Source organism: Acidovorax sp. (assembly GCF_034519795.1).
Taxonomy (GTDB): Bacteria; Pseudomonadota; Gammaproteobacteria; order Burkholderiales; family Burkholderiaceae_C; genus Acidovorax.
In genome coordinates this window covers 530,274-547,518 of the sequence record NZ_JAXHOB010000012.1, presented here as the reverse complement: position 1 = coordinate 547,518, position 17,245 = coordinate 530,274, and the positions used below count along the sequence as shown (strand labels likewise).

Genomic DNA, 17,245 nt, shown 5'->3' with positions numbered 1-17,245 from the left:
GAGTGAGAACAGCGCCATGAACAAGCACAACAACCATCGGATTGCCACCATCACCCTCGTCTGCGCATGCCTGGCATCGCTGGCCGGCTGCGTGAGCAGCAGCACCTCGCGCGTGACCGTGCAGGAGGGCGTCAAGTTCTCCAAGGGCCGCGAGCTCGACGACCTGGTGCGGGCCTACGACGCCCAGGCGGTGACGCGCAGCGAGTACGAAGAGCTGCGCCAGGTGATCATGAAGCGGCCCAACTGAGCGGCCCAACTGAGCGGCCAAACCGAGCGGCGCAAACTGCGGGCGGCTCCGGCACTTCTTTCGGGGCTCCGAACAGGCGGCCACCCGGTCTGTCCATGTGGCAAGGGTGCGTGTCTGTGCAGGCCTTGCTGCGGTGCCTGCTGGGTACGCCGTCCAATGCGGCAGCCGCGCACCGCCTTCTGCAGGAGCAAGCCTCTGATGCTCCAGTCACCGGCGGCTTGGCCGCCGACTGGCCCGCAGGGCCATCACCAATCTCCCCTGCGCAAAAGTAACAGTTCGTTATAGGATATCCCCAAACCGCCCGTTTCCACCGATTCAATTCCCGCCATGGGCACCGCCAGCGGGCCCCCCCGCACCCCCGAGGACGCTGCGCCCACCCTGCGCCTGCGGGTGTTGCTGCGCTTCGAGCCGGCGCAGTTCGAGCAGGCGTTTGGCGAGCACTACCTGTCGTTCTACCACCGCTATGCACAGGGCGCGCTGGTGTTGGGCCTGCTGCTGGTGCTGGGCGATTTCCTGGTGGACTGGATCGCCTACCCTGCGGTGGCGGTCAACGCGCTCAGGCTGCAGGTGGCTGTGCCCATTTTGCTGGTGGGCCTGGCGTACACCTTCCTGCCGCAGGTGCGCCGGCACTGGCAGCCCGTGCTGGCGGGCTTCATCGTCGCGCTGTCGCTGTGCCTGTTCTGGATCCTGCTGCGCATCGATGCGGCGGGCGGCGAGGGGCTGAACTCCTGGGTCGGCATCCTCAACTTCACCTTCCTGGAGTTCTACTGCTTCATTGTGCTGGGCCTGCAGTTCCGCTGGGCGCTGATGGCGGGCCTGTCCATCCTCGTGGCCTTCTGCGCCACGTTGTGGTGGCACCCCGGCCAGTCGGCGGGCGAGGCGGCGTACTGGTCCTACCACGTGCTCACGCTGTTTCTGCTGGCGGTGGGAGTGGGCTGGTGGCGCGAGTTCATCGTGCGCAAGGACTATGCGGCCCAGTGGGCGCTGGAGCGCGCGCGCCTGGCGGCCGAGCAAATGGCGCTGGTCAAGAGCGAGTTCCTGGCCACCATGAGCCACGAGATACGCACGCCGCTCAATGGCGTGCTGGGCATGAACGAGCTGCTGCTGGGCAGCGGCCTGAGCCGCGAGCAGCGCGGGTGGGCCGGCGCGGTGCAGGCCTCGGGCCGGCACCTGCTGGCGCTGATCGACGATGTGCTGGATGTGTCGAAGATCGAGGCCGGGCAATTGCGGCTGGAGCAGGCCGACTTCGACCTGCGGCGCGAGATCGGCGAGGCGCAGGCCATGTTCGTGCAGCCCGCGCTGGCCAAGGGCCTGGACCTGCAGGCCCAGGTGAAGTGGCAGATGCCCGAATGCCAACTGGTGGGCGACCCGCTGCGCCTGCGCCAGATCGTCGCCAACCTCATCGGCAACGCGATCAAGTTCACGGAACAGGGCCGGGTGGGTGTGCAGGTGTGGGTGGCGCCAGCGCCGGTGGCCGGGCGCGCCCAGGTGGACATCGTGGTGCAGGACTCGGGCATCGGCATACCGGCCGAGGCGCAGCAGCGTATCTTCGAGCGCTTTGCCCAGGCCGACGGATCGACCACGCGCCGTTTTGGCGGCACGGGCCTGGGGCTGGCGATCTGCCGCGACCTGGCGCAGGCCATGGGCGGCGACATCGCGGTGCACAGCCAGCCGGGCGCCGGATCGCGTTTCACGGTGCAACTGGAGCTGCCCATGGCCGGCCCGGTGCCAGCCCGTACCGACCACCGTGAGGAAGGTGCTGCCGGGGCGGCTGTGGACGATGTGCCCCGGCTGCAGGGCACGGTGCTGCTGGTGGAGGACCACCCGGTCAACCGCGCCGTGGCGGCGGGCATGCTGCGCAAGCTGGGCCTGGCCTGGCGCGAGGCGCACGACGGCGCGCAAGCCATCGAGCAGGTGCGCGCGCACGACTTCGATGCCGTGCTCATGGACTGCCAGATGCCCGTGGTGGATGGCTATGCCGCCACGCGGGCGATACGCGGCCTGCCCGATGGCCGCGGGGCCAGCCTGCCCATCATTGCGCTCACGGCCAATGCCGGTGCCGACGATGCCGCCCGCTGCCGCGCCAGCGGGATGGACGGCTTCATCGCCAAGCCCTATGGCATCGATACCCTGGCCGCGGCCCTTGCGCCCTGGCTGCAGGCCCAACGTGCCCCGCCTGTGGATGGGCCCCAGGATCCCGGGGTGCTGGCCGGTGACCACGCGGCGGCCATCGACGCGCGCGCGGTCGAGACCCTGCTGTACCTGGACGAGCAGGGCGGCACCGGGCTGCTGCGCGAGGTGGTAACGGGCTTCCTCGGTACCGCCGCCAAGGGCCTGGCCGACATGGAGCAGGCCCTGGCCGATGGCCGGCACGCCGACATCGCGCGCATGGCCCACGGCCTCAAGTCCTCGGCCGCCCATGCCGGCGCGCTGGAGATGGCCGAAGGCCTGCGCAGTGTCGAACGCCGTGCGCTCGCGGGCGATGCGCCAGCGGTGCGCCAGGGGCTGGCGCACCTGCACGATGCCCACCGCCGCACCGTGGCCGGCCTGCAGGCCGTGCTGGAGGCGCACCCATGAGCAAGGAGGCCCTGGCCCTGCTCGACGGGCAAGCGCCTGACATGGCCCCGGCGGCCGCCATCCGCGTGCTGATCGCCGACGACGACCCTGGCATGCGCGCCATGCTGCGGGCCGCCGTGCGCAAGCTCGGCTTCGAGCCCGTGCTGGCCGAGGACGGGGCCTCGGCGCTGATCGCTTTCCGCGAGGCATCCTGCTCGCTGGTGCTGCTGGACGTGGAGATGCCGGGCCTCAACGGCTACGAGCTGTGCGGCATTCTGCGCCAGGAAGCCGGCCCGTTCGTGCCCATCGTGCTGGTCACGGGCAATGACGATGTGGCGTCCGTCGAGAACGCCTACGCCGCGGGCGCGACGGACTTCATCTCCAAGCCCGTGAACTGGCCCATCCTGGGCCACCGGCTACGGCACCTGCTCAAGAACTTCGGCATCCAGCGCGACCTGCAGCGCGCGCAGGCGCGCAATGCGGCCATCCTCGATGCGCTGCCCGACCTGCTGTTCGAACTCGATGCCCAGGGCCGCTTCGTCCAGTGCAATGCGCCCGCCACCGAAGAACTGGCCACGCAGCACCGCGCACTGGTGGGCCGCACGGTCGGCGAGGCCCTCTCGCCCAAGCTGCGTGAACTGGCCCTGGCCGCCGCCGCCGAGGCGCGCACCCTGGGGCATGCCAGCCCGCGCACCTACCGCCTGCACCTGCCTGGCGGAGAGCGCTGGTTCGAGCTGTCGGTGGCGCGCAAGCCGGCAGACGACGGGCAGGAGGGGCAGGGGGCCCCCACCTTCATTGCCCTGTCGCGCGACGTCACCGCGCGCAAGGAGGCCGAGCGCCGCATCTCCGACCTGGCCGACTCCCTGCGTCAGGCCAATGCCGACCTGCGCCGGGCCAACGACCAGCTGCAGCGCCAGGCCTTCGAGGACCCGCTCACCGGCCTGCCCAACCGCGCCATGTGCCACGAGCACCTGGACCAGCTGGTGCAGCGCATTGCCGCGCAGGGCGAGGCTGCGGGCGTGGGGGCGGTGGCGCCCCGTGAGCTGGGCGTGATGTTCATCGACCTCGATGGCTTCAAGCCCATCAACGACAGCTTCGGCCACGCCGCGGGCGACGGCGTGCTCAAGGAGGTGGCGCGGCGCCTGCAGTCGGTGGTGCGGGGTGCCGAGCTGCTGGCGCGGCTCGGCGGTGACGAGTTCGTGGCGCTGATCGAATCGCCCACGGCAGGCGAGGATGCCATGCGCGTGGGCGGCCGCATCATCGAGGTGCTGCGGCGCCCGTATTCGGTGGGCCGCCACCGGGTCTCGCTGTCGTGCTCCATCGGCGTGGTGCTGCACCCCGCGCAGGAGCCCTCGGGCGACCGCCTGCTGGCCTGCGCCGACGCGGCGATGTACGAGGCCAAGCGTGCCGGCGGCAGTTGCTGCGTGCTGTACGAACAATCCATGTCCGAGGATGGGGCCGAAGAAGTCCTGATGCGGCAGGCGCTGCGCGAATCGCTGGAGCGCGGAGAGCTGGCGCTGCACTACCAGCCCGAGGTGGATTGCGTGTCGGGGCGGGTGCGCGGCATGGAAGCCCTGCTGCGCTGGAAGCACCGCAAATTCGGGCAGGTGAGCCCTGAGCTTTTCATTCCACTGGCGGAGCGCTATGGCCTCATCGGCGCCATCGGCAACTGGGTGATCGACACGGCCTGTGCCCAGCTCGCGCAGTGGCGAGGGCAGGGCCTGCATTGCCGCATGTCCATCAACCTGTCGCCTTTCCAGTTGCGCCAGCCCGATCTGGTGGACCGTATCGGCCAGGCCCTGGCGGCGCACCGGGTACGCCCCTCTCAACTGGTGTGTGAGATCACCGAATCGACCATGATGGAGCACTCCGTGCAGGAGCGCGCCACGCTCGAACGCATCGCGGCGCTGGGGGTGCGGCTGTCCATCGACGACTTCGGCACCGGCTACTCGTCACTGGCGCACCTGCGCCACATTCCCGCCCAGCAGCTCAAGATCGACCGCAGCTTCGTCACCGACCTGGCCAGCAGCGAGCAGGCGCGCCACGTGGTGCAGGCCATCATCCAGCTTGCGCACGGGCTGCGCATGGAGGTGGTGGCCGAGGGGGTTCAAACGCAGGCCCAGATGCAGGTGCTGCGCGAGCAAGGTTGCGATCTGCTGCAGGGCTTTCACATCGCGGCCCCCATGCCCGCAAGGGACGTGCTGCGCTGGATGTCCGCACGCGACCTATCGGCCAGCGTCTTCGGCCCGCTGGCCGGCCCGCCCGGCTGAGGGGCCGCAAGTCCGGGAACCCTCGTCCGCAGGTCGCGTTATTTCTCCCTGTCTTTGTCCTTTTCCTTCTTGCCCTGGTCGTAATGCCACTTGATGGCGAAGAACATGCCCGTGCCGAACACGAGAACCTTGAAGGTGATGAAGACGACGGGGACCCAATCCATTTTGAGTATTTCCTGGCTATGGTGTGGCACGGTCCACCGTGAGAGGCGCAGCCTCGAAACGCTGCTGGAGAAATAATCCGGGCAACGGTTGGAAAAATCCATGCATGTTGTTATTGTATGGATTTGTGCCAAGCTTGTCTGCGTAGAAAATTCAAAGGAGCCATACAAGATGGAGGCAGCCCGCAAGCTCAAGAACCCCAACCGGGCATGGATCCGCCCATTGATAGAGCAAGGCGGGGCCCGCTACCAGCAGATCGTGCGGCAGATCGCCACGGCGGTGGACGACCTGGTGCTGCGCCCGGGCGACCGCCTGCCGCCGCAGCGCGAACTGGCCACGGCACTGGGCGTGGACCTGACGACCGTGACCCGCGCGTACTCTGAGCTGCGGGCGCTGGGCCTGCTGGAGGCGCAGGGGGCGGGCGGTTCGTACATCAAGCGCAAGGCCTTGGGCCAGGACATGACGGTGGACCTGGGCATGAACATCCCGCCGCTGCTGGACAGCCCCTTTTTTGCCCAGCTGATGAAGGCCGGTATCGCGCACGCGCAGGAGCGCATGGCCAGCGGCGACCTGATGGGCTACCACGTGGGCGCCGGTGCGCTGGTGGACCGGCAGGCCGCCGCGGCATGGCTGCAGCCCATGCTGGGGGCGGTGGACCCTGGGCGCATCGTCGTCTGCCCCGGGGCGCAGTCGGCGCTGGCGGCCTTGCTGCTCACCTGCTCACGCCCTGGCGACGGCGTGCTCACCGAAGGGCTGACCTACCCGGGCCTGCTGGCTGCGGCGCAGGCGCTGGACCGGCCGGTGCTGGCGGTGGCCGCCGACGCCGAAGGCATGTCGCCCGATGCGCTGGAGGACGCTTGCGCACGCGGCGGTGCGCGCGTCCTGTACCTCAACCCCACCATCCACAACCCGACCACGCGCACGCTGTCGGCCGAGCGCCGCGCCGCATTGCATGCGGTGGCAAGCCGGCATGGGCTGGCCATCATCGAGGACGATCCGTACTGGCGCATCGCCGGCGATGCCCCGGCCCCGCTGGCTGCACTGTCGGGCCAGTCCAGCGCCAAGCACGGCGCGCCCGTCCACTACATCTCCACCCTGTCCAAGTGCCTGGCGCCCGGCCTGCGCACGGCCTTCATCGCCATGCCGCACGGGGCGGCGATCACACCGGTGCTGGATGCCCTGCGCTCCATCAGCCTAATGCCGGCCTCGTGGATGACGGCGGTGGCCACCCATGCCATCGAGACCGGCATGGCGCATGACATGGTCAAGCTGGTGCGCCACGAACTGGCGCAACGGCAACGCCTGGCGGGCCGCTTGCTACCCCCGGGCGTGCAGTGCCACCCGCATGGCCTGCACCTGTGGCTGGAGCTGTCGCCGCTGGCCGATCCGTACCGGCTGATCCAGATCGCGCAGCAGCGTGGCGTGGGCGTTGCCGATGCCGATGCCTTCCGTGCCGACGAGTCCGTGCACAAGGCCCTGCGCATATCGCTCGGCGGGGCCATGAGCCAGGAGCAACTGCGCGTGGCGCTCGAAAAGCTCTCGGCCATCCTGCAGGAAGAGCATCGCCCGGCCAGGGCCACGGGCATCGTGTAGCCATGCCTGTGTTGGTCCTCAGCGGCCCAGGGATGCCTCCAGCACCGCCGTGCGCGCCGCCACGAAGTCCCTGAGCGCCCGCACCAGCGGCGTGAGCTGGCGGCGGCTGGGCACCACCAGGAACAGCGGCGTGGGCTCCGTGGTCCACCCCGGGCACAGCGCCTGCAGCCGGCCCGCGGCCAGATCCGCCGCCACATCGAGCCCCGCCTTGTACGCGATGCCCTTGCCCAGCAGGGCCCAGCGGCGCACGGCGTCGCCGTCGTTCGACACGTTGACGCTGCGCACGCGCACGGTCACCTCGGGGCCGCCATCACCGGGCGTGAAGCGCCAGCGGTCATGCACCTCGTCGCCCAGCATGAAGCACAGACAGTCGTGCCCCGTGAGTTCATGCGGGGTGGTCGGTGCGCCATGCCGCTCGATGTAGGCGGGCGATGCGCACAGCACGCGGCGCACGCCGGGCGCCAGGGGCAGGGCGACCAGGCCCGAGTCCGGCGGCTTGCCATAGCGAAAGGCGGCGTCCACCGGGTCGCTGTAGACATTGGCCACGCGGTCCGACAGCTGCAGGCGTATGTCCACCTGCGGGTGCTGCTCCTGGAACGCGTGCAGCCAGGGTAGCAGCTCATTGCGCCCCAGGTCCGACGGGGCCGACAGCTGCAGCACCCCGCGCAGCGCCTGCTCGCCGGCCGCCAGTTGCTGGCCGGCCTGCTGCAGCGCGGCCAGCGCCGGGCGGCACTGCTCCAGGAACTGCTCGCCCTGCTGCGTGAGCCGCAGGCTGCGTGTGGAGCGCACGAAGAGCTGCACGCCCAGCTCGGCCTCCAGGCGCTTGAGGGCCGCGCTGGTGGCGGCGGGCGTGAGGTCCAGCGCGCGGGCGGTGGCCGAGAGGCTGCCGTTGTCCACGGTGCGCACGAAGATGTCGAGGTCTTGCAGGGCTTTCATGGGTGAAGGGGCAGGGCAATGGCTTGATCTTCAATATTTTATTGAAAGTGGCTTCAATGGGGTAGGGGTTTTTCAATCGGGCGCAAAGGCGGACCATTGCGGCATGTCAACGGCACTGTCGCCGCCCACCCTCATCAGTCACCGGAGTCCAAGCTTATGACCGCCACCGCGTCCCCTCTGTTCCGCCCCCTGCAACTGGGCCCGCTGGCCCTGCCCAGCCGCATCGTGATGGCGCCCATGACGCGCGCCCGCAGCAGCCAGCCGGGCGATGTGCCCAATGCGCTGATGGCGCAGTACTACGCCCAGCGCGCCAGCGCCGGCCTCATCGTGAGCGAGGCCACGCAGATCTCGCCGCAGGGCCAGGGCTACAGCTTCACCCCCGGCATCTACAGCGATGCGCAGGTGGACGGCTGGCGCCGCGTGACCGATGCGGTGCATGCTGAGGGCGGGCGCATGGTGCTGCAGCTGTGGCATGTGGGCCGCATGTCGCACGCCAGCTTCCATGCCGACGGACTGCCGGTGGCACCCTCGGCCATTGCGCCCCAGGCCCAGGTGTGGGTGGCGGGCGCCGATGGCGTGGGCCGCATGGTCGACAGCCCGGTGCCGCGCGCGCTGAGCGAGCAGGACATCGCGGACGTGGTCGGCGACTTCCGCCGCGCCGCCGCCAATGCCATGCGCGCCGGTTTCGACGGCGTGGAAATCCATGGCGCCAATGGCTACCTGATCGACCAGTTCCTGCGCACCACCTCGAACCAGCGCACCGACGCCTACACCGGCGCCACGCTGGAAGGGCGCACGCGCTTTGCGCTGGAGGTGGCCGCCGCCGTGGCCAGCGAGGCCGGTGCCGAGCGCACCGGCATGCGGCTGGCGCCCTTCATCACCCAGCGCGGCATGGACTGCCCCGAGATCATCCCCACCATACTGCACCTGGCGCGCCAGCTTGACGCCATGGGCCTGGCCTACCTGCACCTGGTGGAGGCCGACTGGGCCGATGCGCCGCAGATCCCCGATGCCTTCCGCATCGCGCTGCGCCAGGCCTACCAGGGCCGGGTGATCGTGGCCGGCGGCTACGACGCTGCACGCGCCAGCCAGGTGCTGAGCGATGGCTTTGCCGACCTGGTGGCCTTTGGCCGGCCTTTCATCGCCAACCCCGATCTGCCCCGGCGCTTGCGCGATGGCCTGCCGCTGGCCGCGTTCGACGCCAAGGCGCTGTTCGGCGGTAGTGCGCAGGGCTACAGCGACTATGCGCCGTACGAGGCTGCTGCCGAGGCAGTCGCCTGAGCCCCGGATACCGATTCTTGTTGTTGACCCTCTCTTGAAAGGACCCTTCCCATGAAAGCCGTTGGATACCAGAAGCCCCAGCCCATCAGCAACGCCGAGTCGCTGCTCGACATCACCCTGCCCGAACCCGTGGTCACGGGCCACGACCTGCTGGTGGAGGTCAAGGCCATCTCCGTGAACCCGGTGGACACCAAAGTGCGCAACAGCGGCGCTCCGGCCGATGGCCAGCCCTACAAGGTGCTGGGCTGGGACGCCAGCGGCATCGTGAAGGCCGTGGGCCCCGACGTCACCCTGTTCCAACCCGGCGACCGCGTGTGGTACGCCGGCTCCATCGCCCGCCCTGGCACCAACGCCGAGCTGCACCTGGTGGACGAGCGCATCGTGGGCCATGCGCCCAAGACGCTCGACTTCGCCCAGGCCGCTGCATTGCCCCTCACGGCCATCACCGCGTGGGAGATGCTGTTCGACAGGCTGGGCATTGCCCCCGGCAAGAAGCCAGAAGGCAAGACGCTCTTGATCATCGGCGCATCGGGCGGGGTCGGTTCCATCATGACGCAGCTGGCCTCGCGGCTCACCAGCCTCACGGTGATCGGCACCGCATCGCGCCCCGAAACCCAGGCCTGGGTGAAAGAGCTGGGCGCCCACCATGTGATCGACCACAGCAAGCCGCTGGCCCAGGAGCTTAAGGCCATCGGCTTCCCCACCGTGGACTACATCGTGAGCCTGACCCAGACCGATGAGCACCTGGCGCAGATCCTCGAAGCCATCGCACCGCAAGGCAAGTTCGGCCTGATCGACGACCCTAAGGCGCTCGACGTGATGCCCTTCAAGCGCAAGTCCGTCTCCATCCACTGGGAGCTGATGTTCACCCGCTCGCTGTTCGGCACCGCCGACATGGTCGGCCAGCACCACCTGCTCAACGAGGTGGCCGCCCTGGTCGACGCCGGCCTGCTGCGCACCACGCTGGCCGAGCGCTTTGGCAGCATCAATGCCGACAACCTGAAGAAGGCGCATGCCCTGCTCGAATCGGGCAAGGCGCGTGGCAAGGTGGTGCTGGAAGGGTGGGCGTGATGATGGCGCAGCAACAGCCAACCCCACCCCTGGTCAGCCTGGCCGTTCTGCACGCCAAGGCGGATCAGCACGACCAACTGCGCGCAGCCCTGAAGGCCATGGTGCCGCTGACCCGCCAGGAGCCCGGCTGCCTCGATTACACCCTGTTCGAGCAGGCCGATGCACCGGGTACTTTCTACATGCGCGAGTCGTTCACCGACCGGGCGGCGCTGGATGCACACATCGCCATGCCGTACTTCCGGGCGTTTGCGAAGCGCTTCGACGAGCTGCTCGATCGGCCACTGCAACTGATCTATCTGACTGCGGTGGCCTGAACCCAGGCCGCATTCGCTGCCGCCATGGCCACCGGGATTTGTGCAGCAGGTTCTCTACTTCACAAAGGACTGGTACCCTTCGCACTCTTTTTATAGGCAGGCAATCACCCATAGGGGTGGCTGACCTGCCATTCACAGGGAGTGAACACCATGGCCACCAGCAAGCCAGAGACGAAGCCGCCTGCCCGCAAGGCATCAGCGGTGAAGTCTCTACCTTCAAAAGTGAAAGCCCCGGCCAAGACGCCTGGGAAAGCCCCAACCCCTACGAAGAAGACCGCAGCCCTGGCCAAACCCGCACCTGCGGCAACCAGGAATGTGGCAGCCCCGGCCAGAAAGCCCACTGCCGTCGCCCAGAAAGCCGCAGCGCCCGTCCAAAAGGCTGCGCCTGCCAAGAAGCTTCCCGCCGCTGCACTGGCCAAGCCCGTACTGCTGTCTGGCGACAACCCCCAGATCGCCAAGGCCGACGGCGACGCTCCCGTGCAGGCCTACATCGCCGCCATCCCCGACGACTGGCGCCGCAGCCTGTGCGCCCGGCTCGACGCGCTGGTCGAGGCCAACGTGCCCCAGGTGACCAAGGCCGTGCGCTGGAACTCGCCGTTCTATGGCATCGCGGGGCAGGGCTGGTTCCTCGGGTACCACGTGTTCGCCAAGTTCATCAAGGTGAGCTTCTTCAAGGGCGCATCGCTCAAGCACGCACCTGAAGGTGGCTCGGGCGAGGACGCGCGCTGGATCAACGTGCACGAAGGCGGGCTGGACGAGGCGCAGATGGTGGCGTGGATACGGCAGGCGGCGGCGCTGCCGGGGTGGGGCAAGAACTGATACGGCTTTGCCTTCAACCGTCTAACGTCGTTGGTCCGCCTTGCCGTGCTACAGCACTGTCTGCGGCTCCCGCCTAGGTATACGATCGAAGGCAAATCCGTATGAGAGGCTGAGAGGCCGGCGCGCTGGCCGGGCGGGCCGCCGCTCATCCCAAGGGCTTGAGCGCCACCGGGGCATGCCCATAGGCGCGCGAGAATGCCCGCGAGAACGCCGCTGCGCTGCCAAACCCTGCACGGCTGGCAACAGCCTTGACCGGCTGGCCTGACTTCAGTTGCCGGCACGCCAGCGTCAGCCGCCAGGAGCCCAGGTACGCCATGGGCGTCGTGCCCACCACACGGCGGAAGGTGGCCATGAACTGCGTGCGCGACATGGCGGCGTGCTGCGCCAGCTGGTCCACCGTCCATGCCCTGGAGGGGTGGTCGTGCATGCCCACCAGCGCCCGGTGAAGCTGTGGATGGGACAGTGCCGCAAACAGCCCTGGCTGGCGTGTGCCCGCATCGATCACCTGCCGCAGGGCCATCAGCACCATCACCTCGGCCAGCCGGTTGAGCGCCGCCATGCGACCGCAACGGTTGCCCTGCACCTCCGACAGGAAAGCCTGGGCCGTGCAGTGCAGGGCGGGGGCCGTCCGCAGCGGCACGCTCAGCTCTTCGGGCATGGCCGCCATCAGCGGGTTGCTTGCATTGTCGAACTCGATGGCCACCGCCACGCGCAGGTCGTGCGGTGCCTCGCCGCCACCATGCAGGCGCACGACGATGCGCTCCTCCCCGCCATGGCCTTGCCCATCCACGGGCCCTGCTAGCAGCAGGCAGGGCCCGTGCACCGCCTGACCGGCCTGCACGGCCGAGGCGCGCAGCCTGAAGGTCTCCACGAAGGCTGCAAGCCGGTCCACCTTGCCCAGGTCGGAACTCTGGATCATGCATTCGGTACTTTTCATGGTCTGAAGTGTGGAACATTCAAGGCTTGCAGGCAAGCCTGACCAACCTGAGAAGTCCACCATGCCCATGCCCATCCCCCGCCAGCAAGCACCCGCGCTGCGCGTCCCGACCGTGTCGGGCAGCACCTTCGAACTGAGCAGCGACAAGCCCGAACGCCTGTCATTGGTCGGCTTTTACCGCGGGCTGCACTGCCCCATCTGCGCCACCTACCTCAAGGAGCTGGAGCGCCTCACGCCCGCGTTTGCCGAGCGGGGCGTGAGCACCATCGCCATCAGCTCGGACGATGCGACCCGCGCCCAGGCCATGGCCGAGAAGATCGGTGCCTCGCAGCTGCGCATCGGCTACGGGCTGCCGCTGGAGGTGGCGCGCAACTGGGGGCTGTACCTGTCCAGCGGGCGCGGCAAGACCTCCATCGGTATCGAGGAGCCTGCGTTGTTCTCCGAGCCCGGCGTGTTCCTCGTCCGGCCGGACCACTCGATCTACTACCTGTCCGTGCAGTCCATGCCCTTCGTGCGGCCCAGCTTCGCCGAGATGCTCGGGGCGCTGGACTTCGTGATCAAGAACGACTACCCGGCGCGCGGCGAGTACACGGGCGCGGTGTAGCGCAGCGCGTCCGCGGGGCGCCAGGGCAGACGGGGCGCGCGCGCCTACCCCGCCAGCGCAGCAAACCCCTCGGCCATGCGCGAGGGTGCAATGCCATGGATCTCCGGCACCACCACGCCGTGGACCACGAACGGGTCCTGCTGGACGCGGGCGGCGAGCTCTTCCCGGGTGAGCTTGGCGGCCAGCACCGCGCCGCCCTGGGCATGGTCCAGCGAGCCAGCCATGAGAAAGACGCCATCGCGGATGCCGGCCTCGATCCAGTCCTTGTGCCCGGCCATCCACTGCCCCGCCTGTGCGCGCTGGGGGCCGAACCTGAGATAGACGATGTGCATGGAGCGCTCCTGGTGTCGATACGGGGGGGTGAAAGTGGCTGGTTTTTCAGCCCGTGCGGGCGGCGCGTCCGCCGCTGCCGGGCTTGCCGCGCCGTGCGCCGGGGCTTGCGAGGGAGTTCACCCAGGCCCCGATCTGCGCCACCTCGCGGCGGATGAAGGTTTCGTCGTGGAACGCATTGGCCAGTGCCGCAATGCCCTGGCTGCGCGCCAGCAGGTGCATGGCCAGGGCATCGGCGTCGCCGGCACGCCCCAGGGCCTGGAACTGCGCCGCCAGCCATTGCCTGAACTGGCCGAAGACCATGCCTGCATCGCCCTGTGAAGGGTGGGCGAGCTTGGCCAGCTCGGCGCACAGCGTACCCACGGGGCAGCCATGGCGCTGTATGTCGTGCCGGTTGTCGATGAGCATCTGCGCAAAGCACTGCAGGCGCGCGGCGGGCGTGGCGCCCTGGCGGGCCCAGCCTTCGAGCATGGCCTGGGTCTGTGCAGCGCGGTGGGCGATCACCGCCGCCAGGATCTCGTCCTTGGTCTTGAAGTGGTAGTAGAAGTTGCCACGCGACATCTGCAGCGCGCCCGCGATGTCGGCAAACGCGGTGTGTTCGAAGCCGCGCTGGTAGAACAGGCGGTCGGCCATCTCGATGATGCGCTGGCGGGTCGATGGCTCGGGGGCGGTCACGGGCGGAGTGATTAGGACGGTTGACCTAATTATTAGGTCAACCGTCCTAGAGAGTCAAGGGGCAGCGCTGCGCCGGCCGGCGCCCGTTGCTCCGCCCCTCATTCGCCGGCCGTAAACCGGTCAAAGTGCAGCAACGCCGCCACCACCAGCAGCGCCCCCACCACGCCCGCCAGCGGGTGCAGCAAAAAGGCCACCACCGGCACCAGCAGCATCAGCTGCCGCAGGCCCCAGCTGTAGAGCAGGCCGGCCTTGCGCACATAGGCGATGCCGGCGGCGGCCCAGCGCTGGCGCTGGGGGGCGCCCAGGGGCATGCCGCCGATGAAGCCCGCATGGTTGTAGTAGCGCACGGCCATCACCGACGCCACGAGCGAGGCGAACAGCAGGCACAGCAGCACCAGCTCCATCGCCAGCCGTGGCGTGACATGCGGCCAATCGGCCGTGCCGGCGGCGGCCGCGCCCAGCGTGGCGTGCAGCGTGGGGGCGGTGAGCGACAGCGCGCCCATGAGGCCCAGCACCGCGGTGGACGCCGTCATGGTGGCCGACATCAGCGAGTTGCGCAGCGTCTGCACGGCCAGGATCTCGGAGCCCGGCTGCGCCGAGATGGCGGCAAACCAGTCTTCGCGCAACGAGGCGTGGGCCGTGCGTGCCAGCCGTCCCGGGGCCAGGCGCTGCGCAATGGCCAGCCAGCCCTCGTATGCGGCAATGATGCCCAGGGTGGCGATGGCGGCAAGCCAGGGGCTGGTGGTCATGGCGGTCAAGCGCGTTCAAGCCCGCTCAAGCCGCCTGGGGTGCGCTGCGCGCCTGCTTGCGCCCCTCCAGCCACTCGAAGGCGCCCATGCCCGCCAGCATGGCCAGCACGAACACCAAAGCCTTGGGCTCGCCTGCGCCCAGCGACACGATGGCCGGCCCGGGGCAAAAGCCCGCGATGCCCCAGCCGGCACCGAAGAGCAGGCTGCCCAGCACCAGGCGCCGGTCGATGTGGCGTGCGGTGGGCAACTGCATGGCGCCGCCCAGCACGCTGGTGGTCCGCTTGCGCGCCACGGCGAATGCGAACACGCCCACCAGGATGGCGCCACCCATCACGAAGGCGAGCGAGGGGTCCCACAGGCCGGCCAGGTCGAGAAAGCCGAGCACCTTGGCCGGGTCGGTCATGCCCGAGATGATGAGGCCCAGGCCAAAGACCAGGCCGATGCAGAATTCGGAAATGCGTTGGAGTTTCATGGATCGGTCTCTCTGTGATCAGGCCAGCGCGTGGCGGATGAGGTAGACGGTGACAAAGCCCGCGCCCATGAAGGCCAGCGTGGCCACCAGCGAGCGCGGTGACAGGCGCGACAGGCCGCACACCCCGTGGCCGCTGGTGCAGCCCGAGCCATAGCGCGTGCCCACGCCCACCAGCAACCCGGCCAGCACCACCATGCCCCAGCCGGCGTCGATGCGCACTTCGCTCGCGCCCACCGCCAGGCGGTAGAGCAGGGGGGCGGCCAGCATGCCCAGCACGAAGGCGACGCGCCACGCAACGTCTTTGCTGCGTGGGTGCAGCAGTCCGCCCAGGATGCCGCTGATGCCCAGGATGCGGCCATGCAGCAGCACGAAGGCGGCAGCCGCCAGCCCCAGCACAATGCCGCCCGCGAGGGCCGCCCAGGGGGTGAAATGGTTCCAGTCAATCTGCATGGGGGGTCTCCTTGGGTGCACAGAATTGTTCGAACAGGGTCTGCATGACGGCCAGCGCCTGGGGGCTGGCGATCTGGTAGTAGATGTGCTTGCCGTCGCGGCGGGTGGTCACCAGCCCTTCGTCGCGCAGCACGCCCAGTTGCTGCGACAGCGTGGGCTGGGCGATGCCCACCAGCGCCTCCAGCTCGCCCACGCGCTTTTCTCCCTCGGTGAGCTGGCACAGCAGCAGCAGCCGGTCGGGGTTGGACAGCGCCTTCATCAGCCGGCAAGCGCTGTCGGCCGAGCGGCGCAGGCTTTCCAGGTCCATGGGGGTTGTAGTGGCTTCGGCCTGCATGGGGGCTCCATTGGTTGTGGGTTGTGGGTTGCGGTGAGGTGGATCAATGTCCTGGTCGATAGTTTATTGACAAACAAAATATCTGTCAATAAACTATAAACATCTTAATTGATTGCGCAAGGACAACTCCCATGCAACCGCAAGACATCGCACAAGCCCAGGTTCAAGCCTTCTTCGACCCCGCCACCTGGACGGTGACCTATGTGGTCTTCGACCACCCGGGCGGGCATTGCGCCATCGTCGACCCGGTGCTCGACTACGACCCCAAGGCTGGCCGCACGCGCACCGCATCGGCCGGCAAGGTGGTCGACTTCGTGCGCGCGCAGCATCTCACGGTGCAGTGGATTCTGGAAACCCATGCCCATGCGGACCACCTCACGGCCGCGCACCACCTGCGCGACGTGCTGGGCGGGCAGATCGCCATTGGCGCCGCCATCACCCAGGTGCAGCAGGTGTTCAAGGGCATCTTCCACCTCGAGCCGGGCTTTCGTGCCGACGGTGCGCAGTTCGACCACCTGTTCGCCGATGGCGAGGCGTTTCGCATCGGCAGCCTGCAGGCGCAGGCCCTGGCGGTGCCGGGCCACACCCCGGCCTGCATGGCCTACCAGGTGGGCGACACCGTGTTCGTGGGCGACACCCTGTTCATGCCCGACGTGGGCACGGCGCGCTGCGACTTCCCGGGCGGCAATGCGCACACGCTGTACCAGTCCATCCGCCGGCTGCTGGCCCTGCCGCCCGACACGCGCCTGTTCATGTGCCACGACTATCCGCCCGCCGGCCGCGAGCCCGCCTGGCAGACCACGGTGGCCGCGCAGCGCGCGCACAACATCCACGTGCACGACGGCGTGGGCGAGGACGAATTCGTCGCCATGCGCACCCGCCGCGATGCCACGCTGGAGATGCCGGTGCTGATCCTGCCCTCGGTGCAGGTCAACATCCGCGCCGGTGACCTGCCGCCCAAGGACGACAACGGCGTGGCCTACCTGCGCATACCGCTCAATGCGCTGTGACGACCGAGGCCGCGCAGCCCTGCCTACCGCAACCCAACCAGGAGAGTTGACACCATGAAAACCGCACACGAGCTCGTGGCCGAGGCCAAGGCCCATGTCACCGAAGTGCCCATCGACCAGGCGCAAGACGCCATCCGCGCCGCCGACCTGCTGATCGACGTGCGCGAGGCCGACGAGTTTGCCGCCGGCCACCTGCAGGGCGCCGTGGGCATGCCCCGGGGCGTGCTGGAGTTCCGGCTTGCCGGCAACCCGGCTTTCGAGCGGCGCGACCTGCGCATGGTGCTCTACTGCAAGACCAGCGGCCGCGCTGCCCTGGCCGCGCGCTCGCTGCAGTCCATGGGCTACCTGAACGTGCAATCCATTGCCGGGGGCCTCGAGGCCTGGGTGCAGGCGGGCCTGCCCATCGTGCTGCCCGAGCAGCCCTCGTTCGACTGA

Annotated in this window: 20 protein-coding genes; 11 read left to right on the top strand and 9 right to left on the bottom strand. The window is 68.8% G+C overall.

Annotated features, from left to right (window positions below; translation table 11 throughout):
* Window positions 1-16: 16 nt before the first annotated feature.
* From U5N23_RS16085 to U5N23_RS16075, 3 genes are all read left to right on the top strand, one after another.
* Window positions 17-247 carry a hypothetical protein gene (locus U5N23_RS16085; RefSeq protein WP_322593785.1) on the top strand — a complete coding sequence of 77 codons (231 nt, stop codon included), beginning with the start codon at window positions 17-19 and terminating at the stop codon, window positions 245-247.
* A gap of 327 nt (window positions 248-574) precedes the next feature.
* Window positions 575-2,824 (top strand): ATP-binding protein, encoded by a 2,250-nt coding sequence (locus tag U5N23_RS16080; RefSeq protein WP_322593784.1) that lies wholly within the window; start codon window positions 575-577, stop codon window positions 2,822-2,824.
* Window positions 2,821-5,073 (top strand): EAL domain-containing protein, encoded by a 2,253-nt coding sequence (locus tag U5N23_RS16075; RefSeq protein WP_322593783.1) that lies wholly within the window; start codon window positions 2,821-2,823, stop codon window positions 5,071-5,073. Before U5N23_RS16080 ends, U5N23_RS16075 begins: the two co-directional genes overlap by 4 nt.
* Window positions 5,074-5,111: 38 nt before the next feature.
* On the opposite strand, the gene U5N23_RS16070 is transcribed toward U5N23_RS16075, so the two are convergent.
* Window positions 5,112-5,237: a hypothetical protein gene (locus U5N23_RS16070; RefSeq protein ID WP_322593894.1), complete on the bottom strand. Its 126-nt coding sequence runs from the start codon at window positions 5,235-5,237 to the stop codon at window positions 5,112-5,114.
* 169 nt (window positions 5,238-5,406) lie between these two features.
* On the opposite strand from U5N23_RS16070, the gene U5N23_RS16065 reads away from it, so the two are divergent.
* Complete coding sequence (locus tag U5N23_RS16065; RefSeq protein ID WP_322593782.1) at window positions 5,407-6,828, top strand: PLP-dependent aminotransferase family protein; 1,422 nt, start codon at window positions 5,407-5,409, stop codon at window positions 6,826-6,828.
* Window positions 6,829-6,846: 18 nt separating this feature from the next.
* Here the strand turns inward: U5N23_RS16065 and U5N23_RS16060 are convergent, their stop codons facing one another.
* On the bottom strand, window positions 6,847-7,764 hold the full coding sequence (locus U5N23_RS16060) for a LysR family transcriptional regulator (RefSeq protein WP_322593781.1): 918 nt from the start codon (window positions 7,762-7,764) through the stop codon (window positions 6,847-6,849).
* 156 nt (window positions 7,765-7,920) lie between these two features.
* On the opposite strand from U5N23_RS16060, the gene U5N23_RS16055 reads away from it, so the two are divergent.
* From U5N23_RS16055 to U5N23_RS16040, 4 genes are all read left to right on the top strand, one after another.
* Window positions 7,921-9,045, top strand: coding sequence for an alkene reductase (locus tag U5N23_RS16055; protein ID WP_322593780.1), 1,125 nt, complete (start codon window positions 7,921-7,923; stop codon window positions 9,043-9,045).
* A 51-nt stretch (window positions 9,046-9,096) separates the two neighbouring features.
* Window positions 9,097-10,116 (top strand): zinc-binding alcohol dehydrogenase family protein, encoded by a 1,020-nt coding sequence (locus U5N23_RS16050; protein ID WP_322593779.1) that lies wholly within the window; start codon window positions 9,097-9,099, stop codon window positions 10,114-10,116.
* Window positions 10,116-10,430 carry a putative quinol monooxygenase gene (locus tag U5N23_RS16045; protein ID WP_322593778.1) on the top strand — a complete coding sequence of 105 codons (315 nt, stop codon included), beginning with the start codon at window positions 10,116-10,118 and terminating at the stop codon, window positions 10,428-10,430. Before U5N23_RS16050 ends, U5N23_RS16045 begins: the two co-directional genes overlap by 1 nt.
* A gap of 315 nt (window positions 10,431-10,745) precedes the next feature.
* A complete protein-coding gene (locus U5N23_RS16040; RefSeq protein WP_322593777.1) occupies window positions 10,746-11,249 on the top strand; it encodes a DUF1801 domain-containing protein in 504 nt (167 codons plus the stop codon).
* Between the two features lie 145 nt (window positions 11,250-11,394).
* On the opposite strand, the gene U5N23_RS16035 is transcribed toward U5N23_RS16040, so the two are convergent.
* Complete coding sequence (locus tag U5N23_RS16035) at window positions 11,395-12,186, bottom strand: AraC family transcriptional regulator (protein WP_322593776.1); 792 nt, start codon at window positions 12,184-12,186, stop codon at window positions 11,395-11,397.
* Window positions 12,187-12,247: 61 nt separating this feature from the next.
* Between U5N23_RS16035 and U5N23_RS16030 the strand changes: the two genes are divergently transcribed.
* Entirely contained in the window at window positions 12,248-12,790 is a 543-nt protein-coding gene (locus tag U5N23_RS16030; RefSeq protein ID WP_322593775.1) for a peroxiredoxin-like family protein, read from the top strand.
* A 44-nt stretch (window positions 12,791-12,834) separates the two neighbouring features.
* On the opposite strand, the gene U5N23_RS16025 is transcribed toward U5N23_RS16030, so the two are convergent.
* The 6 genes from U5N23_RS16025 to U5N23_RS16000 all read right to left on the bottom strand — a co-directional run bounded on the left by U5N23_RS16025 (window position 12,835) and on the right by U5N23_RS16000 (window position 15,800).
* Window positions 12,835-13,122 carry a hypothetical protein gene (locus U5N23_RS16025; RefSeq protein WP_322593774.1) on the bottom strand — a complete coding sequence of 96 codons (288 nt, stop codon included), beginning with the start codon at window positions 13,120-13,122 and terminating at the stop codon, window positions 12,835-12,837.
* A 46-nt stretch (window positions 13,123-13,168) separates the two neighbouring features.
* Complete coding sequence (locus U5N23_RS16020; protein ID WP_322593773.1) at window positions 13,169-13,795, bottom strand: TetR/AcrR family transcriptional regulator; 627 nt, start codon at window positions 13,793-13,795, stop codon at window positions 13,169-13,171.
* Between the two features lie 98 nt (window positions 13,796-13,893).
* A complete protein-coding gene (locus U5N23_RS16015) occupies window positions 13,894-14,544 on the bottom strand; it encodes a DUF599 domain-containing protein (RefSeq protein WP_322593772.1) in 651 nt (216 codons plus the stop codon).
* A gap of 25 nt (window positions 14,545-14,569) precedes the next feature.
* Window positions 14,570-15,016: a YeeE/YedE family protein gene (locus U5N23_RS16010; protein ID WP_322593771.1), complete on the bottom strand. Its 447-nt coding sequence runs from the start codon at window positions 15,014-15,016 to the stop codon at window positions 14,570-14,572.
* A gap of 18 nt (window positions 15,017-15,034) precedes the next feature.
* A complete protein-coding gene (locus U5N23_RS16005; protein ID WP_322593770.1) occupies window positions 15,035-15,466 on the bottom strand; it encodes a YeeE/YedE family protein in 432 nt (143 codons plus the stop codon).
* Window positions 15,456-15,800, bottom strand: a complete 345-nt coding sequence (locus U5N23_RS16000) for a metalloregulator ArsR/SmtB family transcription factor (protein WP_322593769.1) — start codon at window positions 15,798-15,800, stop codon at window positions 15,456-15,458. Before U5N23_RS16000 ends, U5N23_RS16005 begins: the two co-directional genes overlap by 11 nt.
* Window positions 15,801-15,931: 131 nt before the next feature.
* Between U5N23_RS16000 and U5N23_RS15995 the strand changes: the two genes are divergently transcribed.
* On the top strand, window positions 15,932-16,810 hold the full coding sequence (locus tag U5N23_RS15995) for an MBL fold metallo-hydrolase (RefSeq protein WP_322593768.1): 879 nt from the start codon (window positions 15,932-15,934) through the stop codon (window positions 16,808-16,810).
* Between the two features lie 54 nt (window positions 16,811-16,864).
* Window positions 16,865-17,245, top strand: a complete 381-nt coding sequence (locus U5N23_RS15990; protein WP_322593767.1) for a rhodanese-like domain-containing protein — start codon at window positions 16,865-16,867, stop codon at window positions 17,243-17,245.

Bases quoted from the DNA above. Each gene is read 5' to 3' on its own strand.
- U5N23_RS16085 (WP_322593785.1), top strand. From the start codon at position 17: ATGAACAAGCACAACAACCATCGGATTGCCACCATCACCCTCGTCTGC.
- U5N23_RS16080 (WP_322593784.1), top strand. From the start codon at position 575: ATGGGCACCGCCAGCGGGCCCCCCCGCACCCCCGAGGACGCTGCGCCC.
- U5N23_RS16075 (WP_322593783.1), top strand. From the start codon at position 2,821: ATGAGCAAGGAGGCCCTGGCCCTGCTCGACGGGCAAGCGCCTGACATG.
- U5N23_RS16070 (WP_322593894.1), bottom strand. From the start codon at position 5,237: ATGGATTGGGTCCCCGTCGTCTTCATCACCTTCAAGGTTCTCGTGTTC.
- U5N23_RS16065 (WP_322593782.1), top strand. From the start codon at position 5,407: ATGGAGGCAGCCCGCAAGCTCAAGAACCCCAACCGGGCATGGATCCGC.
- U5N23_RS16060 (WP_322593781.1), bottom strand. From the start codon at position 7,764: ATGAAAGCCCTGCAAGACCTCGACATCTTCGTGCGCACCGTGGACAAC.
- U5N23_RS16055 (WP_322593780.1), top strand. From the start codon at position 7,921: ATGACCGCCACCGCGTCCCCTCTGTTCCGCCCCCTGCAACTGGGCCCG.
- U5N23_RS16050 (WP_322593779.1), top strand. From the start codon at position 9,097: ATGAAAGCCGTTGGATACCAGAAGCCCCAGCCCATCAGCAACGCCGAG.
- U5N23_RS16045 (WP_322593778.1), top strand. From the start codon at position 10,116: ATGATGGCGCAGCAACAGCCAACCCCACCCCTGGTCAGCCTGGCCGTT.
- U5N23_RS16035 (WP_322593776.1), bottom strand. From the start codon at position 12,186: ATGAAAAGTACCGAATGCATGATCCAGAGTTCCGACCTGGGCAAGGTG.
- U5N23_RS16030 (WP_322593775.1), top strand. From the start codon at position 12,248: ATGCCCATGCCCATCCCCCGCCAGCAAGCACCCGCGCTGCGCGTCCCG.
- U5N23_RS16025 (WP_322593774.1), bottom strand. From the start codon at position 13,122: ATGCACATCGTCTATCTCAGGTTCGGCCCCCAGCGCGCACAGGCGGGG.
- U5N23_RS16015 (WP_322593772.1), bottom strand. From the start codon at position 14,544: ATGACCACCAGCCCCTGGCTTGCCGCCATCGCCACCCTGGGCATCATT.
- U5N23_RS16010 (WP_322593771.1), bottom strand. From the start codon at position 15,016: ATGAAACTCCAACGCATTTCCGAATTCTGCATCGGCCTGGTCTTTGGC.
- U5N23_RS16005 (WP_322593770.1), bottom strand. From the start codon at position 15,466: ATGCAGATTGACTGGAACCATTTCACCCCCTGGGCGGCCCTCGCGGGC.
- U5N23_RS16000 (WP_322593769.1), bottom strand. From the start codon at position 15,800: ATGCAGGCCGAAGCCACTACAACCCCCATGGACCTGGAAAGCCTGCGC.
- U5N23_RS15995 (WP_322593768.1), top strand. From the start codon at position 15,932: ATGCAACCGCAAGACATCGCACAAGCCCAGGTTCAAGCCTTCTTCGAC.
- U5N23_RS15990 (WP_322593767.1), top strand. From the start codon at position 16,865: ATGAAAACCGCACACGAGCTCGTGGCCGAGGCCAAGGCCCATGTCACC.